Genomic DNA, 19,893 nt, shown 5'->3' with positions numbered 1-19,893 from the left:
AAACGGGGATTCCCATGGCGAATCACCTGTGGCATAGTCTCTGCAAATGCCCGCAATGGGCGCATGTAAGGCAGTACATTTTGACCCGTTCGACCCGACCCGGCTTTGGTGCACTGATCTATTTCAGCGCCGCTTTTGCGTTGTGCACCTACTTCACCTTTGCCGCCGTGCAGGGAGATTTCGGGTTGTTTCGTCGTGTCGAGATTGTTGCCGAATCCGATGCACTGCGCGACACTCTGGGCCATCTTGAGCGCGAGATTTCTGCCGCCGAGAACCTGACCCGGCGCCTGTCGGACGACTATCTTGACCTGGACCTTTTGGATCAACAGGCCCGTTCCGTACTGGGATTGCTGCGCGCCGACGAAATCGTAATCCGCTAAGCCTCCCGGACTTTGAACGCAGATCGCTTGTCTTTTTTCTCGCCACTCCGGCGCAAATTCGCTATTTGATGGTTTAACGCTAAACTATTCATCCGGAGGGGAGTGCCGCACGATGGTTGCCCGAAAAGCCGCTAAGAAACCAAACGTTTCCGCAGATGAACTGAAAACCTATTACCGTGAAATGCTCTTGATCCGTCGATTCGAGGAAAAGGCGGGCCAATTGTACGGCATGGGCCTGATCGGCGGGTTCTGCCATCTTTACATCGGACAAGAGGCGGTGGTCGTCGGGCTTGAGGCAGCGGCGGACGAGGGCGACAAGCGAATCACATCCTATCGCGACCACGGCCATATGCTCGCCTGTGGCATGGACCCCAAAGGCGTCATGGCCGAACTGACCGGACGCGAAGGCGGCTACTCCAAGGGCAAAGGCGGCTCGATGCACATGTTCTCGAAAGAGAAACATTTCTACGGCGGACACGGGATCGTCGCGGCCCAGGTGCCGCTTGGTGCAGGCTTGGCCTTTGCCGACAAGTATCAGGGCAATGGTCGCGTCACCTTTACCTATTTCGGTGACGGGGCGGCCAATCAGGGCCAGGTTTACGAGACGTTCAATATGGCCGCGTTGTGGAATCTGCCCGTGGTTTTCGTGATCGAGAATAATCAATATGCAATGGGCACGGCGCAGAAACGGTCTACGTCCAGCCCTGACATCCATACCCGAGGCGAGGCATTTGGCATCCCCGGCGAGGCCGTCGATGGGATGAACGTGCTGGCCGTGAAAGAGGCCGGCGACAAGGCCGTGGCGCATTGCCGCTCGGGCAAGGGTCCTTATATCCTGGAGATCAAGACCTATCGCTATCGCGGCCATTCGATGTCGGATCCGGCCAAATACCGCACCCGAGAAGAGGTACAGAAAATGCGCGAGGAGCGTGACCCCATCGAACAGGTGCGCGGTCTGCTTCTGACGGGCAACCATGCGTCAGAAGAGGATCTCAAGGCGATCGACAAGGAGATCAAGCAAGTGGTCAATGCCGCCGCCGAGTTTGCCAAGGACAGCCCGGAACCGGCGCTGGACGAGCTTTGGACCGACATCTGCGCAGAAACCGCGCCTCAGAACGCGTAAGGAGAGACAGCACATGGCAACTGAAATCCTGATGCCCGCCCTGTCCCCGACGATGGAGGAAGGGACGCTGGCGAAGTGGCTGGTCAAAGAGGGCGATACCGTCGTCTCTGGCGACATATTGGCCGAGATCGAAACCGACAAGGCCACGATGGAATTCGAGGCGGTCGACGAAGGGCTCATCGGCAAGATCCTGATCGACGAGGGCACCGAGGGGGTCAAGGTCAACACCGCTATCGCTATCCTTGTCGAGGAAGGCGAAGAGATCGCAGAGCCTGCAACCGATACGCCCGCTGAAGACAGCAAAACGGACCCGGTTCCGGCATCCGCCGAGCCCCCGGCCGCGCCGCCCCAGCCGGAGCGAACACCCGATTGGCCCGCTGACACCCCGATGAAGCAACAGACCGTTCGCGAGGCGTTGCGCGATGCCATGGCCGAAGAGATGCGTGGCGATGAAACCGTCTTTCTGATGGGCGAAGAGGTGGCCGAATATCAGGGCGCGTACAAGATCAGCCAGGGGTTGCTGGATGAGTTCGGCGCGAAACGGGTCATCGACACGCCAATCACCGAACACGGGTTTGCCGGTATCGCGGTTGGCGCGGCCTTTGGCGGGCTCAGGCCCATCGTCGAATTCATGACCTTCAACTTTGCCATGCAGGCGATGGACCAGATCATCAACTCAGCGGCCAAGACCCTTTATATGTCAGGCGGCCAGATGGGTGCTCCGATGGTGTTTCGCGGCCCCAACGGTGCCGCTGCCCGTGTGGCCGCCCAGCACAGCCAGGACTATGCCGCCTGGTTCATGCAGATCCCCGGACTGAAAGTGGCGATGCCCTATTGTGCCAGCGACGCCAAGGGGCTGTTGAAAACCGCGATCCGCGATCCCAATCCGGTGATCTTTCTGGAAAACGAGATCCTGTACGGTCGCAGCTTTGATGTGCCGGATGTCGAAGACTACACCGTGCCGTTTGGCAAGGCCCGGATCTGGCGCGAAGGCAGCGACGTTACATTGGTCAGTTTTGGCATCGGAATGAAATACGCACTGGAAGCCGCGGACAAACTGGCCGAAGATGGGATCGAGGCCGAGGTGCTCGATTTGCGAACCTTGCGTCCGATGGACACCGACGCGATCATCGCGTCCGTCCAAAAAACCAACCGTTGCGTCACAATCGAAGAGGGATGGCCGCAAGGCTCGGTCGGCAGCTACATCAGTTCGGTGTTGATGCAGCGGGCGTTTGACTATCTGGATGCGCCGGTCATCAATTGCACTGGCAAAGATGTTCCGATGCCCTATGCCGCCAATCTGGAAAAACACGCGCTGGTCACCACCCAAGAGGTGCTGGATGCGGTGAAACAAGTGACCTACCGGTAAGAGGAGCGCGTCATGGCAACTGAAATCCTGATGCCCGCCCTGTCCCCGACGATGGAGGAAGGGACGCTGGCGAAATGGCTGGTCAAAGAGGGCGATACCGTCGTCTCTGGCGACATATTGGCCGAGATCGAAACCGACAAGGCCACGATGGAATTCGAGGCGGTCGACGAAGGGCTCATCGGCAAGATCCTGATCGATGAGGGCACCGAGGGGGTCAAGGTCAACACCGCTATCGCTATCCTTGTCGAGGAAGGCGAAGAGATCCCGGACTCAACTGCAAACGCGCCGGCCTCAAAACCCGACGACAACGCGCCCCAGGAGACACCACAGCCGACAGTATCAAGGGACCCGGCCCCAAGTGCCCCCGCCACGCGGGATGGCGATCGCGTTTTTGCCTCTCCCCTCGCCCGCCGGATCGCGGCAGACAAGGGGCTGGACCTGTCCAGCATCTCCGGCACCGGCCCACACGGGCGTATCGTCAAGGCCGATGTCGAGGCAACCGGTTCGCAGGCCCGCCCAACAGAACCAGCCCAGGCCCGGACCTCCGTTCCAGCCAATGCGGCCCCTGCCCCGGCGGCGGCGGCCACCGGTCCTGCTGCTGATACCGTCCTGCGGATGTATCAGGATCGCGACTACAAAGAGATTGCGCTGGACGGCATGCGCAAGACCATCGCCGCGCGCCTGACCGAGGCCAAACAGTCGATCCCGCATTTCTATCTGCGTCGCGACATCCGGTTGGACGCCTTGCTAAAGTTCCGGAGCGAGTTGAACGCCCAGTTGCAATCCCGCGAAGTAAAGCTGTCGGTCAACGATTTCATCATCAAGGCCTGTGCCCTGGCATTGCAACAAGTCCCGGCCGCCAATGCGGTCTGGGCCAAAGATCGTATCTTGCAGTTGAAACCTTCGGATGTGGCCGTGGCGGTGGCGATCGATGGCGGTTTGTTCACACCCGTGCTGAAAGACGCAGACAGTAAGACCCTGTCTGCGCTGTCCACAGAGATGAAGGATCTTGCCGCGCGCGCGCGGGACCGCAAGCTCGCGCCTCACGAATATCAGGGTGGCAGCTTTGCGATTTCAAATCTGGGAATGTTCGGCATCGATAGTTTCGACGCGGTCATCAACCCACCACACGGGGCGATCCTGGCCGTTGGTGCCGGTATCCGAAAGCCCGTCGTTGGCACGGACGGCGGACTGGAAGTTGCCACCGTGATGTCCGTTACGCTTTCGGTGGACCACCGGGTTATCGACGGCGCGTTGGGCGCGGAATTGTTGGCCTCGATCGTCGACAACCTGGAAAATCCGATGGCAATGCTGGCCTGACGTCGGACCGGCGCGGGCGATGCCCGCGTCCGCCGCCGTCAGGAACGCATCACTGGGATGCCGAGAACAACTGATTCATGTTGATCGAGGGTTGATCGCACCCGGCCTCGCCTACGATCTTCGCTGGGATTCCCGCAACTGTCTTGCACGGCGGCACATCGGTCAGCACAACGGATCCTGCGGCGATTCGGCTGCAGTGCCCGATCCGGATATTTCCCAGAACCTTGGCCCCCGCCCCGATCAAAACGCCATCCTCGATCTTGGGATGGCGGTCTTCCTCTTCCTTACCCGTTCCGCCCAGCGTAACCGAATGCAGCATCGAAACATTGTCGCCGACCACCGCGGTTTCGCCAATCACGATCGAATGGGCATGGTCGATCATGATGCCACGCCCGATCCGGGCTGCAGGATGAATGTCGATGCCAAAAATCTCTGACACGCGCATCTGGAAAAAATAGGCCAGGTCATGCTGGCCCGTTTCCCAAAGCCAATGCCCGACACGATAGGCCTGCATCGCCTGGTATCCCTTGAAATAAAGGATAGGCTGCAAGAGTCGGTGGCAGGCCGGATCCCGTTCATACACAGCAACAAGATCGGCGCGCGCGGCTTCGACCAGATCAGGCGCGTCTTCATATGCCTGGTCGGCGATTTCTCGCAGGATCACCATCGACATCTCATTTGACGCCAGCTTTGCCGCGATCCGGTAGGACAGAGCTTTTTCCAGCGTCTTGTGATGCAGGATACACGCATGCACCAGCCCCCCCATCAGGGGCTCCTTGCGCACGGCCTCACGGGCCTCATCAGTGATGCGGTTCCAGACTGGATCCACCTGAGCAATCTTGCTGCGTGTTTCTGGCATGGCAAACGCCCCCTTTTTCGCGACTAGAATAGACACCTAAGCGAGAATTCTCCAAACGCAATCCTTTGATTGGCCACATGTCCATCATTGATATTCCCGTAAGGAAATACCCCTTAACCAGAGGAATTTCTGCGAGCTTTTCAGCAGCGGCTGCGGCCCGAAATGACGCGCGCCGCATCGCCAGAGCCTTCGCCGTGTCAGAGAGACGACTCCGCCTTCTGGCCCCGTGCATCCCGGCCGATCCCATTTCCGCAAAGCACCCGAGCCCGGTCGTACCTTGTTCGAAAAAGCCCGGCAGGCAAGCTCAGCCAACCGCATCCAACGCCTGTTTCACATCCGCGATCAGATCGTTTCCATCTTCGATCCCCAAGCTCAGACGCACCAGTCCCGGCGTAATTCCCAGCGCCGCCTTTTGATCGTCAGGCAGACGTTGATGGGTGGTGGTCGCTGGGTGTGTCACGATAGATTTCGCATCGCCCAGATTGTTCGAGATTTTGGCGATCTGCAGGGCGTTCAGGAACTGGAACGCTGCCGTCTGCCCGCCTTTCAGGTCCAGTGACACCACGGTTCCACCCTTGCCCATTTGCGCCGCACACAGGCCGTACTGCGGGTGGCTGGGGTGGCCGGGGTAAAGTACGCGCTCAAGCCGCGTATGCCCCTGCAGCGCATTGACCAGCGCCAGCGCATTGTCTGCCTGCGCATTGACCCGCAGGCTGAGGGTTTCGAGCCCCTTTAACATCACCCATGCAGTAAACGGGCTCATCGAACCGCCGGTGTGCTTCATATAGGGCTCGACCGTCTTGCGGATAAAATCGCGTGTCCCGAGGATGACCCCACCCAAGGCGCGGCCCTGCCCGTCGATATGTTTGGTCGCAGAATACACCACGACATCCGCACCTTGCGCGATGGCGTCTGAAAATACCGGTGTGGCAAAGACATTGTCCACCACAACCGTTGCGCCAACCGCATGCGCCAGATCGCATACCGCGCGGATATCGATCACTTCCAATGTCGGATTCGAGACTGATTCAAAGAAAACGGCACGGGTTTCCGGGCGCAGCGCGGCGCGCCACTGGTTCAGATCGATGCCATCGACAAAAGTGACCTCGACACCGTACCGGGTCAACACCTCTTCCAGTATATACAGGCACGATCCGAACAACGCACGCGACGCGACCACATGGTCACCTGCTTTCAACATCGCTGTCAAAGCGCCCGAGACCGCCGCCATGCCCGAGGCGGTTGCAAAGGCATCCTCGGCCCCCTCCAGCGCGGCGATGCGGTCTTCGAACATACGCACGGTGGGATTGCCATAGCGCGCATAGATGAACTCTTCGTCGCCGGCCTGCAGGAATCGAGACTCTGCCGCCTCGGCACTGTCATAGACAAATCCCTGGGTCAGAAAGATCGCCTCGCTGACCTCACCATACTGGCTGCGGCGGGTTCCACCGTGAACGGCGGTGGTGCGCTTGTTCCAAGTCTCGCTCATGTCATCCTCCGGCCCGTTGGTATCGGGCACATCAAAAAAGCCCCAGTCGCGGTCAAGCGAAAGGAGCCCTTCATCCTGACCTTTTAGCGGTTTCGTTTAGCGTGGCCCGCAATTTGGTATAAATCGCCACGGATCAACCCAGTATGACTCTGCGCTAAGTCTTTATATATAAACAGTTTACTTTGCAGAATTCGAGTACACACACTGTTTACATCCAATATATCGGGCCGATTTCGAGGTGTTACCGGCGATATACAGGATATGAACTGTATACATGAGCTCCATCTACAAACTACCGTCAAGCAAAACACGTGTCGTCATACGCAAGCGCGGGATATACAAATCTGCATCGTTCGACAAGGCATCAGACGCAAAGTCTTGGACACTCGAGACCGAAGCGGTCATCGAAGCAAATCGCCATGGTATTGAGAAGAGAGCCCGACACGCTCGGCTCGGTGATCTGAGCGACCGCATCTCGCTTGAAATCGTCGCTGAACTTGTCGCTGCTCGCCATGGTCTCTTTGCCTCAAAATCAGCGAAGAAGGCGTCCACGATACACGGGACGATTCACAGGAAGCCATAGATGCGACCAGAAGGGTCTCGCAAAGACTGCAAAGTTCAAGGCGTAAAGCAAGCCTGTGATCGACGCGGAGACTGCGATGACTCATACTTACTCTCGAAATCAAGACATCTCCAATGATGAGACACAAAAGAAAAACTTCGCTTCGCCAGCAGCTTCAGAAATCAAATCCCACCTGAATGAAATCAAACTCTTAGCACTTCGGTGGGTGATACCTCTTATTCCGAAAAGCCGTTTGATCGCGGATGTCACAACGCACTGATGCATACGGCAAAACTGCCGAAACGTCGCCGCATCCAAGCAGCCGCAATCAGACATCGCCATTCCGGAATGATGAATTTTGCGCCAGAGCTTCGCCGAGCGCCTCATCTTATTGGTTATCCGATGCGGTAGTTCGGGCTTTCGCGGGTGATCTGCACGTCGTGCACATGGCTTTCCTTCAGGCCCGCGCCGGTGATCTTGACGAATTGGCAATTCTTGCGCATCTCGTCGACCGTCGCGCACCCGGTATACCCCATCGCCGCGCGCAATCCGCCAACCAGTTGGTGGATCACCGCCCCGGCGCTGCCCTTGTAGGGCACCTGCCCCTCGATCCCTTCCGGCACCAGCTTGTCGCTGGCGGCGTCCTTCTGAAAATAGCGGTCGGCAGAACCGCGCGCCATTGCGCCCAGGCTGCCCATACCGCGGTAGCTTTTGAAGCTACGGCCTTGATACAATATGACTTCGCCCGGAGACTCGTCCGTGCCCGCGATCATGCTGCCAACCATCGCACAGGATGCGCCCGCCGCAATTGCCTTGGCGAAATCGCCGGAAAACTTGATGCCGCCATCGGCAATCACCGGCACGTCGCCCGCACCGCTGGCACAATCCATGATTGCGGTCAGCTGCGGCACCCCGACACCGGCAACCATGCGGGTGGTACAGATGCTGCCCGGGCCGATACCGACCTTGATCGCATCCGCCCCTGCCCCGATCAGCGCGCGTGTCGCCTCGGCGGTGGCGACATTGCCCGCCACGATCTGCACCTCGTTGGACAGCTTCTTGGCCCGCGCCACTGCGATGGCAACCCCTTCGGAATGGCCGTGCGCGGTGTCGATCACGATCATGTCCGCACCCGCATCCACCAACGCCTGCGCGCGTTCAAATCCGGCATCGCCGACCGTGCTCGCCGCCGCGACCCGCAGCCGCCCCAGCTGATCCTTGCAGGCGGTGGGGTTCAGTACGGCCTGTTCGGTATCCTTTAGCGTCAGCAAGCCGGTCAGCTTGCCCTGCGCATTCGTCACCAGCAGCTTTTCGATCCGGCGCGCTTTCATCAAGCTGATTGCCTCGTCTCGATCTGCCGGTTCCTGCAGGATCGCCAGATTGTCCGAACTCATCATCACCCGGACCGGTGTGCTGTCATCGGTGGCAAAGCGCATGTCGCGATTGGTGACGATTCCGACAACCCTGCCGCTTTCGTCCACGACCGGAAAGCCGGTGACCCGATACCGTTCCTGCAATGCCTTGGCGTCGGCCAGGGTTTGATTGGCGGTCAAGGTGATCGGATTGTAGACGATGCCGCTTTCAAACCGTTTGACGCGGCGCACCTCCTCGGCCTGCGCCCCGATGTCCAGATTGCGGTGGATGACCCCCATGCCGCCGGCCTGAGCCATGGCAATGGCCATGCGCGCCTCGGTGACGGTGTCCATTGCGCTGGACAGCAGCGGGATGTTCATGGTGATCGCCTGCGTCACGCGCGTGGCGGTGTTTGCGGTCGATGGCAGCACATTGCTGGCCGCAGGAACCAATAGAACATCATCAAAGGTAAGCGCCTCACGAATCTGCATTCGAATTCTCCATGCAAAAGCCCGTTTGGCGGCCACCCTATCGCACGGATATTCGGCGGGGGAAAGGCCTCGCACAAGATATCGCCCCTCGAGGACTTGCAAGCGCGATCGTGCGGCCGTCATCTGCGCCACGTACGCCGGAAGCCCAAAGGCCCAATCCAAGATAAATGACGCTGGCAGATCGGAAATTGCCGCTGCTCGCGTTTCGCATTACACAGCGCAGACTATTCTGACCCCAATGCGTCACAAAAGGCAGTCCCGGCATGGCAAACGATCCCCTCGTGGTCTTCACACCCTCTGGCAAGCGTGGCCGGTTTCCCGTGGGCACGCCGATCCTGACTGCGGCACGTCAATTGGGGGTCGATCTGGATTCGGTCTGTGGAGGGCGGGGCATTTGCAGCAAATGCCAGATCACACCCAGCTATGGCGAGTTTCCAAAACATGGCGTTACCGCTGCTGCGGACGCGCTGTCGGACTGGAACGCGGTGGAAGAGCGTTACAAATCCAAGCGCGGCATGATCGAAGGGCGGCGGCTGGGCTGTCAGGCGCAGGTGCGGGGCGACGTGGTGATCGACGTTCCCCCGGAAAGCCAGGTGCACAAGCAGGTCGTGCGCAAACGTGCCGAGGCGCGCGAGATCGTCATGAACCCGGCAGTCAAACTGTTCTATGTCGAGGTCGTCGAGCCGGACATGCATGATCCGTCGGGCGATCTGGAACGACTGCGCGGTGCCCTGGCCGACCAATGGCAGCTGAGCGATCTGCAAATCGACCTTACGACGCTGCAATCGCTTCAACCGGCGCTGCGCAAAGGCGGCTGGAAAGTGACCTGTGCAGTACATCTGGGTTCGCGCGCCTATCGACCGCGCATCATGCAGGTCTGGCCGGGGTTTCATGATGCGTCCATCTATGGCCTAGCGGTCGACCTGGGGTCTACCACCATTGCCGCACATCTGTGCGATCTGCAATCCGGCGACGTCGTCGCGTCGTCCGGCATAATGAACCCGCAGATCCGCTATGGCGAGGACCTGATGAGCCGGGTCAGCTATTCGATGATGAACAAGGGCGGCGCGGATGAGATGACCGCCGCCGTGCGCGCGGGCATGAACGCCCTGTTCGATCAGATCGCGGGCGAGGCCGAAATCGCCAAGACCGACATTCTGGATGCGGTGTTTGTCTGCAACCCGGTGATGCACCACTTGTTTCTGGGCATTGATCCGTTCGAATTGGGCCAAGCGCCCTTCGCGCTGGCGACATCGGACTCGCTGAACCTGACTGCGGCTGAGCTCGACCTTCAACTGCACCCCAGCGCGCGGGTCTATCTGCTGCCCTGCATTGCGGGGCACGTGGGTGCGGACGCCGCCGCCGTCGCCCTGTCCGAGGCACCGGAAAAATCCGATGACCTTGTGCTGGTAGTGGATGTGGGCACCAATGCGGAACTGTTGTTGGGCAATCGTGACAAAGTGCTGGCCTGCTCGTCGCCCACAGGCCCGGCCTTTGAAGGCGCACAGATTTCGTCAGGTCAGCGGGCCGCACCAGGTGCCATCGAGCGGGTCGAGATCGACCCGGTCACGAAAGATCCCAGGTTCAAGGTCATCGGCAGCGATCTTTGGTCAACCGAGGACGGGTTCGCCGAGGCCATCGCCACCACCGGAATCACGGGAATCTGTGGCTCGGGCATCATCGAGATGGTCGCCGAGATGCGCCTCGCAGGCATACTGGACGGCCCCGGCCTGATCGGCAGCCCGGCGCAGACAGGCACCGATCGCTGTATTCTGGACGGGCGCACCTATTCCTATCTGGTGTGGGACGGCACGGCAGACGGAGGCCCGCGCATCACGGTCACCAATCGCGACATCCGCGAGATCCAGATGGCCAAGGCGGCGCTGTATTCCGGCGCACGTCTCTTGATGGATAAATTCGGCGTCGACAAGGTCGACCGTATCGTGCTGGCTGGTGCCTTTGGTGCCCATATCAGCCCGAAACACGCGATGGTGCTGGGCATGATCCCCGACGCGCCATTGGACAAGGTGACCTCGGCGGGCAATGCCGCCGGAACCGGCGCACGGATCGCCTTGCTGAACCAGAGCGCGCGCGAGGAAATCGAGGCAACCGTGCGGGCCATCCACAAGGTGGAAACCGCCATTGAACCGCGTTTCCAGGAGCATTTTGTCAATGCATCCAACATCCCCAATGCGGTCGAGCCTTTCCCGATCCTGAACAGTATCGTTACCCTGCCCGAGGTGAATTTCAACCAGGGCAGCGGCGATACCGAAGGCGGCGGGCGGCGGCGGCGGCGGCGCGGTTGAACCGTTTCGATGTTGCTCGGGTTCTGGTATAGTGGGGCCTGATTTTCAGGAGCAATTTCATGTCGCGCAAGTTGATCGTCTGTCTGGACGGAACCGGAAACGAGGTCGAGAAGCACGAAAGCAACATTCTCAGGCTCTATAAATGTCTGAAACACGACGAGAACCAATTGGTCTATTATGAACCGGGCGTCGGCACCCTGAGCACCCGGCCCTTTGCCAGGACCTTGTTTCAGACCCCCAAACGCATCCTCGGCCTGATGGTCGGACTGGGACTCGAATCCAATGTATTGCGCGCCTATGAATTTCTATGCCGCAACTACCGCGAAGGCGACCGGCTCTATTTTTTCGGCTACAGCCGTGGGGCCTATACGGCGCGGGTTCTGGCCGGGTTTCTTAACGATTTCGGACTGGTCGCGCCCCACGAGTTGCACCTGATCGGCCCGGTCTTTCGCGCCTATCGCAGATTACGCAACGATGGCCCCCGCGAACAATTCGAACCGCTTCGAATATCCGAGCAGTTCTTTCATATCCGGCGGGTGCCGATCCGGTTTCTCGGGCTGTTTGACACGGTATCGTCTCTAATTCGCATCAAGCCGCAGATGGGTACATTCATCGAATACGGCACCCATTCCAGCGTCGACGAAAATCCATCGGTCCGCGCAGTTCGTCATGCGCTTTCCATCGATGAGCGCCGCCGGTTCTTTGGCGTACAGATGTGGAAAGAAGGCCAAGATTATCATGGTACCCGGTTCCGCAGCAAAACCAACCCGCCGAAGCAGGATGTGAAACAGGTCTGGTTTTCCGGAACCCATACCGACATCGCCGGCAGCGTTTCGGAAAAAGAGGCCGGGCTGACCAAGATCACCATGTGCTGGATGCGTCAGGAACTGGACGGGCTGGGCGTGGACAGCCTTGTGTTTCGTGAAAAATACTATGACCGGTACGTTCGCGGGAAAAGTGACGAGGTAACCCAGCGTATGAAGCTGGAAATATCCGCGCCGGACACATCCGCACCGCTGCACAGTCAGATGAAAAAGGGCTGGTTTCTTCTGGAGCCTTTTCCGCGATTGCGGCGGCGCAGTTCATGGCCCGATCAAAAAGGATTTTTGGGGTATTACATGCCGCTTGGTCAATATCGCTACATCCCGCCGGACGCCGAGATACATCCCACGGCACTGGAGCGGCGCGACGACCCTGCCAACACCTATGATCCGCCAAACCTGCGCGCGCATACGGCCCCAACAAGACAAATTTGATCCCGGATGATCGCCGCCGCGTGACAGATCATTGGAACCGCCCGAAATGGGCTGAATTTCGCGGGCGACCGAAGTGCAATTCGGAGGTTCGAGCGGGCGGTGGAAATCGATCCGACCCCATCAAAGGGTAAAACAAATATACCACAATATGTTAGCCAGAATAAATTAACGAAAGCGGTCCATTTGTGTCCCATATGGCGGCGCTGGGTAACCCTTGACATAAGTCAACTAAGCTGACCCGCAACGAAAGACCCTCCCCACTGTGAAATGAGAGAGGCTGTGGTTCTGTCGATGCGATCAACCGCCCCACTTGCAGGCAGCAGCTTCGCAGCGCTCTGCGTGGGCCACGGCATCCGGGTGTCTGGACTTCGCCTTGGCAGCTGGCTCGGCGAGATGGGCCGCATGTTTGCGCATGGCCTCTGCGGTGGACCTGGCCCCACCCGTAAGCTGCGTCCCTGCGGTCTGATTGCATGCGGTGTCGAAGGGTTTCTTCGTCATGGTCCGTTTACCTTCTACCACGTTGTGTTTGATTTATTCATCGGAAAAGCTCTCGATACAGCCGAACAGGTTTCCTGGTAGCAGTATCACCTGTTTGCCGCGCCGCCCTGGATTTCGGTTTCAGCATCGTGATCGTCAATGCGCCGAGCCCGGAGGCGAGCAGAACAGCGCCCAGGTTCTGAGCCAGTCCGGACAGCCACAGTCCGGCGCCAAGAAGCAGGTAGTATTTCATTCCGAAGATGGCTCCTGCGGTTCTCAGGCGATCTGAATAGTCCTTCAGGGCCGGGGCCAGAATATTCGGAATTGCGAGAGCAAAGGCGAACGCGACCATGGCCACCGGCACGATGAACATGAAGCTTGAACCGAGCAATGCGACCAGCAGCCCGCCCGCCGTGGCAAGGACGCAGGACACGAACACCAAACGTTCCGGTTCCCAGCCCTTCTGCAACAGCTTTCGGTTCGCCATCGCGCCCAGGAGCGTCCCAAGGCTCAACAATACGCCACTGGCGCCCATCTCCCCGGACCCGTGGCTGAGTTGTTCAAGCTGAAACGGTGACAGCTGGTCGTAGCCGAACAAGGACAGGTTGAAGAGCGCAACCAGAAAGGCTGAACACCAAATACGGCCTTCCTTGATCATCATGATCGCCGTATCCCAAAAGGATACCGGTTTCACACTCGTCGGCTGCGTCTCCGGCAGGCTTGCCGAGGTCCAGGCAAAAAGCAGCAAGGCAAGCGCGGCCAGCGTGGCAAAGACGCCCGCATAGGAAGCAAGCCCGACGGCCACCGCACCAATCGCCATACCGATCGCGGGGCTGAGCGCCACGGCGATCCCGACCGAGGAGAATATCTGCGCAAGTTGCTGACCCTGAAAGCGGTCGCGCAGAATGGTTTGCGTGCCAATCGAGCCAACTGCCGATACTATTCGGGCGGTGAGCAGCATCTCGAAATTGGCGCTGAAGAGAGCAGCAAAGGCGCCGATGCCATAGAATGCAAGACCGGCGAGCATTGCTGGCCTTCTGCAAATCAGATCACACAAACGCCTACCCTGGACAGCAAGCTCTGCCCGCTCCCACCGACACGCGCCGGATCAGGTCGAGGTGTTCGAGGTTTCAGCCGTCTTACGGGCAGTTCTGGAACGCATCGCTTGCGCGCCGCCAGCGACAGATTGGACAAAGGGTGCAGGCAAGAATCTGCTTGCCGTCTGCCTGGACGAAGTCAAGTTCGCGCCGCGTCTTCCGGTGCTCCTGCCCTTGCCGTCCGACCCTCGGTTGGCACGCCTTACGACGACTGTCCTGCCGCCCCCGCTTGGGCTTCTGGCAACCCGCGTCGGGGCGAGCGAGAAGACGATTGGCAGAATATTCAAGCGCGAAACCGGTATGTCCTATCGACAATGGCGGCAACAATGGCGTCTGATGAAGGCATACGAGATGCTGGTGGCAGGCGCGAGCATTTCGATGACCGCACAGGATTTGGGGTTTGCCAGCGACAGCGCCTTCATCACGTTCTTCAAAAATCTGTCGGGCCAGACACCAAAGGCGTTTCTGAAAACGCCCGCCGGACAAATCCGTTGAGAAGCAGAAAAGAGGCGGGATCAGCCTGCCAGAGAACCTGGTTATCTGGAATGCTCTGGAAGCAGCGCGGCAGCAGGAACGGCGGCATCGACCAATGGCAGGTGACGGAGTAGAAAAGCTTAACCAATGCCGCAACACCGCATGGAACCTTTTGCGGACGGACGTCCGAACGAATAATACTGGCTAAGGAAAAATGGAGGACGTTCTTTGTCCGGTCGAATGAACTATTATCGCGCCGCACCAGCGGCAATGAAAGCCATGATGGCCCTGGAAGAGGCGACGAAAGAGCTTTCGATTCCGCAGTCCATCCGCGAATTGATCAAGATGCGGGTGTCTCAGATCAACGGTTGCGCATTCTGCTTGAATCTCCACGCTCCCGAAGCGCGAGCGGCGGGAATTTCTCAGCAAAAGCTGGATGTTCTGGCTGCCTGGCGGGAAAGCCCCGCTTTTGACGAACGCGAGCGGGCAGCGCTGGCCTGGGCCGAGGCGCTGACACGTCTGGAATCCACGGGTGCGCCGGATTCGGATTACCGGATACTTGCGGCGGCGTTCGATGAGCGCGAACGGGTTGAACTGACCCTCGCCATCACAACCATAAACGCATGGAACCGTTTTGCCGTGGGGTTTCGCTCGCAGCATCCCGTCGACCAGACACCTCAGGTGTAAACGTCATCAAATTGTATGCTGGCGCAGCAGGTGTGCAGATGTCAGCGCACGTCGAGGAGTAAAAGAATATGCCTCAGATAGCGATTGTTCACCATACCGGATACGGCCATACGCTCTGGCTGACCAAGGCAGTTATCGAGGGTGTGAACCGGGTCGATCAGGCCAGTGTCATCGACGTTCCGGTCGCCGAAGCAGAAGCGCGAATGGATGAGATCGACCAAGCGGACGCCATCATCATGGGCTGTCCAACCTATATGGGTTCGGTGTCCGCCGACATGAAAAGATTCATGGAACTAACCGCTCGGAAGTACCAAACACAAGCGTGGTCCGACAAGATCGCGTCCGGGTTTACCAACTCCGGCGGCTATGCGGGGGACAAGCTTTCGACGCTGATGACCATGGCGGTTTTCGCCGCTCAGCACGGCATGACATGGGTTTCGCTCGGGCTTCCGACCGGCTTTGCCATGCGCAGCGATGTGGTCGATACAGCCTTGAACGCGACCGGCGCTTATCTCGGCGCGGTCAGCCGCTCGCCGGTCGACGTAGACGCCGAACATGGCCTGACGAAGGGCGATCACGACACCGGCGTCCATCTGGGAACGCGCGTCGCGGAGATAACGGCCCGGTTCATCCGTGGCCGGACGCATTCGGCATGAGTTTCTTAGATCGGAATGCGCATGTGAACGGTGTTCCGTCAGCAGCGGTGGCATCAGACAAAGGATCCTGTCATGCGGGTCTCCCGTGTTTTTGATCGTATTGCTCTGACGCCGCGACGAGGACGTCAATATCCTGGCTTGTAATGTGCTCTCTCAGGGCAGTAAATTTCGCATCATCCCAGTGGTATATGTCCAGTTCCAGCAGCCTGGCCACGACATCCGCCGAAAAGCGTTGGCGGACCGGTTTGGCCGGATTCCCAGCAACGATTGTATAGGGCGCGACGTCTCTTGTGACGATTGCCCCGGACGCGACAACAGCACCTTCGCCAATTGTCACCCCCGGCATGATCATGGCCCTCATGCCGATCCAGGCACCATCGCCGATTCTGGTGTCACCCTTGCCGGCATAGGCCTCGGCGATGACTTCGGGGAACGGATAAAGACTGAACCAGTCCGCGCGGTGGGTATGGTTACCGCCCATCAGAATGACAGCCTCCGCGCCTATGCAGACATAGTCGCCGATATGGAGCTGGTCGATGGGCCACATCGGCTCCCATGTCTTGAGGCTGTATTCGTCGCCGTAATGGTAGCGTACCACGCTGTCCTCGAACGAGCCGGTCCATGCCCCACTGTAGTAGCTGTGCTTGCCGCGAAGATGAATGTTGGGGTTCCTGACCGTCTCGTGCAGCAGTTCGACTTTCGACCAGTGCTTCGCTTCTGTGTTCTTTGGTTCCATCATGAACAATCTCTATCTCAGTCGGCGGAAATGAATTGGCGCCAGTACATTGGTGCAAGAATTCCCCTTCGTGAAAGGGTCAAATTCTGATGATTTGACAAGGCTCGAAAGTTAAGTGATTTACCTCGTGACTAATGTATCCATAGTTGAGGATTTCATGAACAGGGCATGCATCATCTCGGCTGTAATCTGTGCCGCACTGTCCGTCTCCGTTCCGGCATACGCCATGGAAATTTCCGCAAACGAGATCCGGACCGTTCAGGAATATAGCGGCAACGCTCAGGTCGTGTTCGATGCGGACCAAGCGTTCGAGATTTCTTCCGACAGCATTTCTCAATCGGACGACGCGAGCACCTATTCGGGCAATGTCGTTGTGACGTGGCAGGACATGAGGCTGGAGGCCGACTCACTCGTTATGGCAAAGCAGGAGGATGGTACATCGCTGCTGAAAGCCGCGCGCTTCTCATTGATTGGGACAAGCGCGGATTAAACCGCCCAATACCTGCGAGCCTTCTTTCTGGTCGCAGCGCACAGAGCTCCGCCATCCTGTGAACAGGGGAAGCTGGCCTTGTCCGCTTCGATACGGGCAAAGCCCATCGGCTTGCATTCTTCACAACGATCGCGCGCAAGCCGTCCAACGCTTCGGAACGTCATCGGCCATTTTCGGTTTGAGCGGTTCGATCTCCGCCTGTAAAGCCATCCTTACCCCTTCAGACCCACAAACAATGAGGCAGACATGAAGTCTATTGCAGTCGCAGCGGTCGCGCTGCTGTCCTTTCCGGTCGCGGTTGCCGCCGCGGCCTTAACGGACTCCCAAATGCAGGACCTGGCCGCGAGCAGCTTCGCCCCTGTTATCGAGGAATACAAACTGCCGGGACTGGTCGTCGGCGTGACCGACCATGGCCAGTCCTACTTCTATGCAACGGGCCTTGCCTCCCGCGCGGACAATGTTGCCGTGACCCCGGATACGCTTTTCGAGCTTGGCTCGGTGAGCAAGCTGTTCAATGTCAGCCTGGCCGCTCTGGCGGAAGCGCGGGGCGGCCTCGACCTGACCAGCAAAGTGTCCAATGAGCTGCCCGACCTTGAAGGAACCGCCTTTGGCAATCTGTCACTGATGGATCTTGCGACTCACCACTCCGGCGGCCTGCCCCTGCAGGTGCCTGATACGGTTGCGGATACGGAAGGGCTCGTGGAATGGCTGGCCGATTGGCATCCAACTCGTCCAGGTGCCCGCAGTTATTCGAACATCAGCATCGGCATGCTGGGGTATCTCACTGCAAATGTCCTGAACAAAACGTACGCGAATGCGGCAGAACAGGACCTGTTTCCTGAAATGGGCCTCAACAACACCTGGGTGAATGTCCCCGAAGGGGCCATGAACCACTATGCCTATGGCTACGACCGCAAGACCGACCGCCCGATCCGGGTCAATCCCGGCGTTCTCGCCGATCAGGCCTATGGCGTGAAATCCAGCGCACGCGACCTCGTGCGCTTTCTCAACCTCCATCTGGGGCACGCCGAGGCCTCGGGTAACCTGAGAACCGCACTGGAAAGAACCCGGCGGGGACAAGGGCGCACCGCCGATTACGTGCAGGACATGATCTGGGAACAGTATCCCTGGCCGGTCAATGTCGAACAGATGGTCCGGGGCAACAGCTACGCCTACATTCTGGAACCGCAGCCAATGAAGAGCATCGATCCACCCTTGCCTCCGCAGAACGACGTAATCCTCAACAAGACTGGCTCGACCAACGGATTCGGAACATACGTTGCTCTCCTGCCGGGGGAGGATCTGGGCGTGGTGGTACTGGCAAACCGGAACTTTCCGAACGAAGCCCGCATCCGGACGACCTACGCCTTCATTCGGCGCGTCCTCGCAGATCGGTAGCCACTTGAACCACGCCGCGGCGAGATCGACCTGGAGCTGGATGTCGGAGCGCTGGTCCGGGCACTCGGGGTTCCGGAAAAGAACCTGTGTCCGGCCCTGGCCCACATAACGGCCCCGTTCGATCTCCGCCGCCGCGGGGTCGAAGCCAGGATCATCGCCGGCGATATCGCGCCGGACCCCGATCCGCATCTGCGCGCCATGCTGATCCGCGCCCATGGCTGGGCCCGCGCATTGAGGTCCGGCACGCAACTCTCCGACATCGCCCGCCGTGAATCCTCCTTCCAGAAGCGACCGTTCTTGCGAATGGGGATGACGGCAGTGCCGCCACGCGCGAGGATCGCGGTGTGGCAGCGGCGGGTGTCGAAGGCCCCATCGCCCGTCACGGTGCCGATCTCCTGATCCACCGGGATTTGGTCCAGCAGGTCAGGCAGGACGGGGCTGTCGCCCTCGCGGCTTGAGGTGAATTCCACGGCCACTACGTCGCCCGAGCCCGTGTCCATCGCCAAATGGACCTTGCGGTATTGGCGTCTGCGATGGGTGCGGTGCTTGCGGGCCAGCCATTCGCCATCGCCCAGGAACTTGATGCCGGTGCTATCTACCAACAGGTTGAGGGGACCAGCCGATCGGCGGCTCGAGATCTCAATAGTAATGCTCTTTTGCCTGCGGCTCAGGGTAGAGAAGTCAGGAACTGGCCATTCCAGCCCGGCCATCTGCAGGATGCTCGACACCATCCCGGTCGTTTGCCGGAGCGGCAGCACCCGCGCCGATCTGTTTCAAAGCGGCTCCGTAGGATCGGAGCTGGTCAGTAACAATCTCCTCAGCTCTGCCATGCTTTCGCATTGCTTTCTTTAGGAATTTCAATGCGGCCTTCTTGTCTCGGGTCTTCGTGACATAGCTTTCAAGCACTTCGCCTTCGTGATCCACAGCCCGCCAAAGGTAGTGCGTCTGGCCATTGATCTTCGCAAACATCTCGTCGAGGTGCCAACGCCAACGGCTGGATCGCATCCCCGCGATCCTGCGCTTTCTGATCTCAGCGGCGAACACAGGACCGAAGCGATGCCACCAATACCGGACTGTCTCGTGGCTGACATCGACACCTCGTTCATGCAGCAGATCTTCCACATTCCTGAGCGACAACGGGAACCGAAGGTACAACATCACCGCTAGGCGAATGATCTCTGGGCTCGTCTTGAAGTAGCGAAATGGGTTAGGATTGGTCATCCGGTAAGGCTACGAAACCGCCCTGCCCGTCTCAAGCGATTTTGCTCTGACAGAACCTTTGATGTTGATTGTCGCTGAGAACTGACCCGGCATTGTCACCGAGACTTGACCCACCCAGCTGTTATGTTCTTTGCGTCATGATGGCGTCA

The 19,893-nt window shown here is 59.0% G+C and carries 18 protein-coding genes, 2 pseudogenes and 1 riboswitch; of the genes and pseudogenes, 12 read left to right on the top strand and 8 right to left on the bottom strand.

Annotated features, from left to right (window positions below; genetic code table 11):
- The first annotated feature begins 80 nt into the window (after positions 1-80).
- From NANH_RS0103420 to NANH_RS0103405, 4 genes are all read left to right on the top strand, one after another.
- Positions 81-380 carry an FtsB family cell division protein gene (locus NANH_RS0103420; RefSeq protein ID WP_027260763.1) on the top strand — a complete coding sequence of 100 codons (300 nt, stop codon included), beginning with the start codon at positions 81-83 and terminating at the stop codon, positions 378-380.
- A 112-nt stretch (positions 381-492) separates the two neighbouring features.
- Positions 493-1,503: a pyruvate dehydrogenase (acetyl-transferring) E1 component subunit alpha gene (gene pdhA, locus NANH_RS0103415; RefSeq protein WP_027260762.1), complete on the top strand. Its 1,011-nt coding sequence runs from the start codon at positions 493-495 to the stop codon at positions 1,501-1,503.
- Between the two features lie 13 nt (positions 1,504-1,516).
- The gene (locus tag NANH_RS0103410; RefSeq protein ID WP_027260761.1) at positions 1,517-2,872 is read left to right on the top strand and encodes a pyruvate dehydrogenase complex E1 component subunit beta; all 1,356 of its coding nucleotides are present in this window, start codon (positions 1,517-1,519) and stop codon (positions 2,870-2,872) included.
- A 12-nt stretch (positions 2,873-2,884) separates the two neighbouring features.
- Positions 2,885-4,192, top strand: coding sequence for a pyruvate dehydrogenase complex dihydrolipoamide acetyltransferase (locus NANH_RS0103405; RefSeq protein ID WP_027260760.1), 1,308 nt, complete (start codon positions 2,885-2,887; stop codon positions 4,190-4,192).
- A gap of 49 nt (positions 4,193-4,241) precedes the next feature.
- Here the strand turns inward: NANH_RS0103405 and cysE are convergent, their stop codons facing one another.
- The 3 genes from cysE to NANH_RS28370 all read right to left on the bottom strand — a co-directional run bounded on the left by cysE (position 4,242) and on the right by NANH_RS28370 (position 7,054).
- Entirely contained in the window at positions 4,242-5,051 is an 810-nt protein-coding gene (gene cysE, locus NANH_RS0103400; RefSeq protein ID WP_027260759.1) for a serine O-acetyltransferase, read from the bottom strand.
- Between the two features lie 304 nt (positions 5,052-5,355).
- Positions 5,356-6,540, bottom strand: a complete 1,185-nt coding sequence (metZ, locus tag NANH_RS0103395) for an O-succinylhomoserine sulfhydrylase (RefSeq protein WP_027260758.1) — start codon at positions 6,538-6,540, stop codon at positions 5,356-5,358.
- 63 nt (positions 6,541-6,603) lie between these two features.
- Positions 6,604-6,680, bottom strand: a riboswitch (SAM riboswitch).
- Positions 6,681-6,904: 224 nt separating this feature from the next.
- Positions 6,905-7,054: a hypothetical protein gene (locus tag NANH_RS28370; protein ID WP_154665560.1), complete on the bottom strand. Its 150-nt coding sequence runs from the start codon at positions 7,052-7,054 to the stop codon at positions 6,905-6,907.
- A 145-nt stretch (positions 7,055-7,199) separates the two neighbouring features.
- Between NANH_RS28370 and NANH_RS28365 the strand changes: the two genes are divergently transcribed.
- Positions 7,200-7,382 (top strand): hypothetical protein, encoded by a 183-nt coding sequence (locus NANH_RS28365; protein ID WP_139236341.1) that lies wholly within the window; start codon positions 7,200-7,202, stop codon positions 7,380-7,382.
- 115 nt (positions 7,383-7,497) lie between these two features.
- Here the strand turns inward: NANH_RS28365 and guaB are convergent, their stop codons facing one another.
- Positions 7,498-8,946, bottom strand: a complete 1,449-nt coding sequence (gene guaB, locus NANH_RS0103385; protein WP_027260757.1) for an IMP dehydrogenase — start codon at positions 8,944-8,946, stop codon at positions 7,498-7,500.
- A gap of 263 nt (positions 8,947-9,209) precedes the next feature.
- Here guaB and NANH_RS0103380 point away from each other — a divergent pair, with 263 nt between their 5' ends.
- A complete protein-coding gene (locus NANH_RS0103380) occupies positions 9,210-11,252 on the top strand; it encodes an ASKHA domain-containing protein (protein WP_027260756.1) in 2,043 nt (680 codons plus the stop codon).
- Positions 11,253-11,311: 59 nt separating this feature from the next.
- Complete coding sequence (locus tag NANH_RS0103375; protein ID WP_027260755.1) at positions 11,312-12,508, top strand: DUF2235 domain-containing protein; 1,197 nt, start codon at positions 11,312-11,314, stop codon at positions 12,506-12,508.
- 535 nt (positions 12,509-13,043) lie between these two features.
- Here the strand turns inward: NANH_RS0103375 and NANH_RS25355 are convergent.
- A complete protein-coding gene (locus NANH_RS25355) occupies positions 13,044-14,042 on the bottom strand; it encodes an MFS transporter (RefSeq protein ID WP_074920570.1) in 999 nt (332 codons plus the stop codon).
- A 61-nt stretch (positions 14,043-14,103) separates the two neighbouring features.
- On the opposite strand from NANH_RS25355, the gene NANH_RS25350 reads away from it, so the two are divergent.
- The 3 genes from NANH_RS25350 (at position 14,104) to NANH_RS0103355 (ending at position 15,899) form a co-directional block, all read left to right on the top strand.
- Positions 14,104-14,577 carry a helix-turn-helix domain-containing protein gene (locus NANH_RS25350; RefSeq protein WP_051372221.1) on the top strand — a complete coding sequence of 158 codons (474 nt, stop codon included), beginning with the start codon at positions 14,104-14,106 and terminating at the stop codon, positions 14,575-14,577.
- 207 nt (positions 14,578-14,784) lie between these two features.
- On the top strand, positions 14,785-15,243 hold the full coding sequence (locus NANH_RS0103360) for a carboxymuconolactone decarboxylase family protein (RefSeq protein ID WP_027260754.1): 459 nt from the start codon (positions 14,785-14,787) through the stop codon (positions 15,241-15,243).
- A gap of 68 nt (positions 15,244-15,311) precedes the next feature.
- Positions 15,312-15,899 carry a flavodoxin family protein gene (locus NANH_RS0103355; protein ID WP_027260753.1) on the top strand — a complete coding sequence of 196 codons (588 nt, stop codon included), beginning with the start codon at positions 15,312-15,314 and terminating at the stop codon, positions 15,897-15,899.
- Between the two features lie 70 nt (positions 15,900-15,969).
- Here NANH_RS0103355 and NANH_RS0103350 read toward each other — a convergent pair whose 3' ends face one another.
- Positions 15,970-16,638, bottom strand: a complete 669-nt coding sequence (locus tag NANH_RS0103350) for a CatB-related O-acetyltransferase (RefSeq protein WP_027260752.1) — start codon at positions 16,636-16,638, stop codon at positions 15,970-15,972.
- Between the two features lie 223 nt (positions 16,639-16,861).
- Between NANH_RS0103350 and NANH_RS0103340 the strand changes: the two genes are divergently transcribed.
- Together NANH_RS0103340 and ampC are read left to right on the top strand one after the other, a co-directional pair.
- Positions 16,862-17,125, top strand: coding sequence for an LptA/OstA family protein (locus tag NANH_RS0103340; protein WP_027260751.1), 264 nt, complete (start codon positions 16,862-16,864; stop codon positions 17,123-17,125).
- Positions 17,126-17,371: 246 nt separating this feature from the next.
- Positions 17,372-18,523 (top strand): class C beta-lactamase, encoded by a 1,152-nt coding sequence (gene ampC, locus NANH_RS0103335; RefSeq protein WP_027260750.1) that lies wholly within the window; start codon positions 17,372-17,374, stop codon positions 18,521-18,523.
- A gap of 251 nt (positions 18,524-18,774) precedes the next feature.
- On the opposite strand, the pseudogene NANH_RS25345 reads toward ampC, so the two are convergent.
- Both NANH_RS25345 and NANH_RS25340 read right to left on the bottom strand, forming a co-directional pair.
- Positions 18,775-19,278: pseudogene (locus NANH_RS25345) on the bottom strand (IS5 family transposase); the annotation flags it as partial.
- A 7-nt stretch (positions 19,279-19,285) separates the two neighbouring features.
- A pseudogene (locus tag NANH_RS25340) lies at positions 19,286-19,744 on the bottom strand (IS6 family transposase); the annotation flags it as partial.
- Positions 19,745-19,893: the final 149 nt, after the last annotated feature.

It is taken from the genome of Sedimentitalea nanhaiensis DSM 24252 (genome assembly GCF_000473225.1).
GTDB classification, from domain to species: domain Bacteria; phylum Pseudomonadota; class Alphaproteobacteria; order Rhodobacterales; family Rhodobacteraceae; genus Sedimentitalea; species Sedimentitalea nanhaiensis.
Note: the sequence above shows the minus strand (reverse complement) of the source record. Positions and strands in the feature narration are given on the sequence as shown.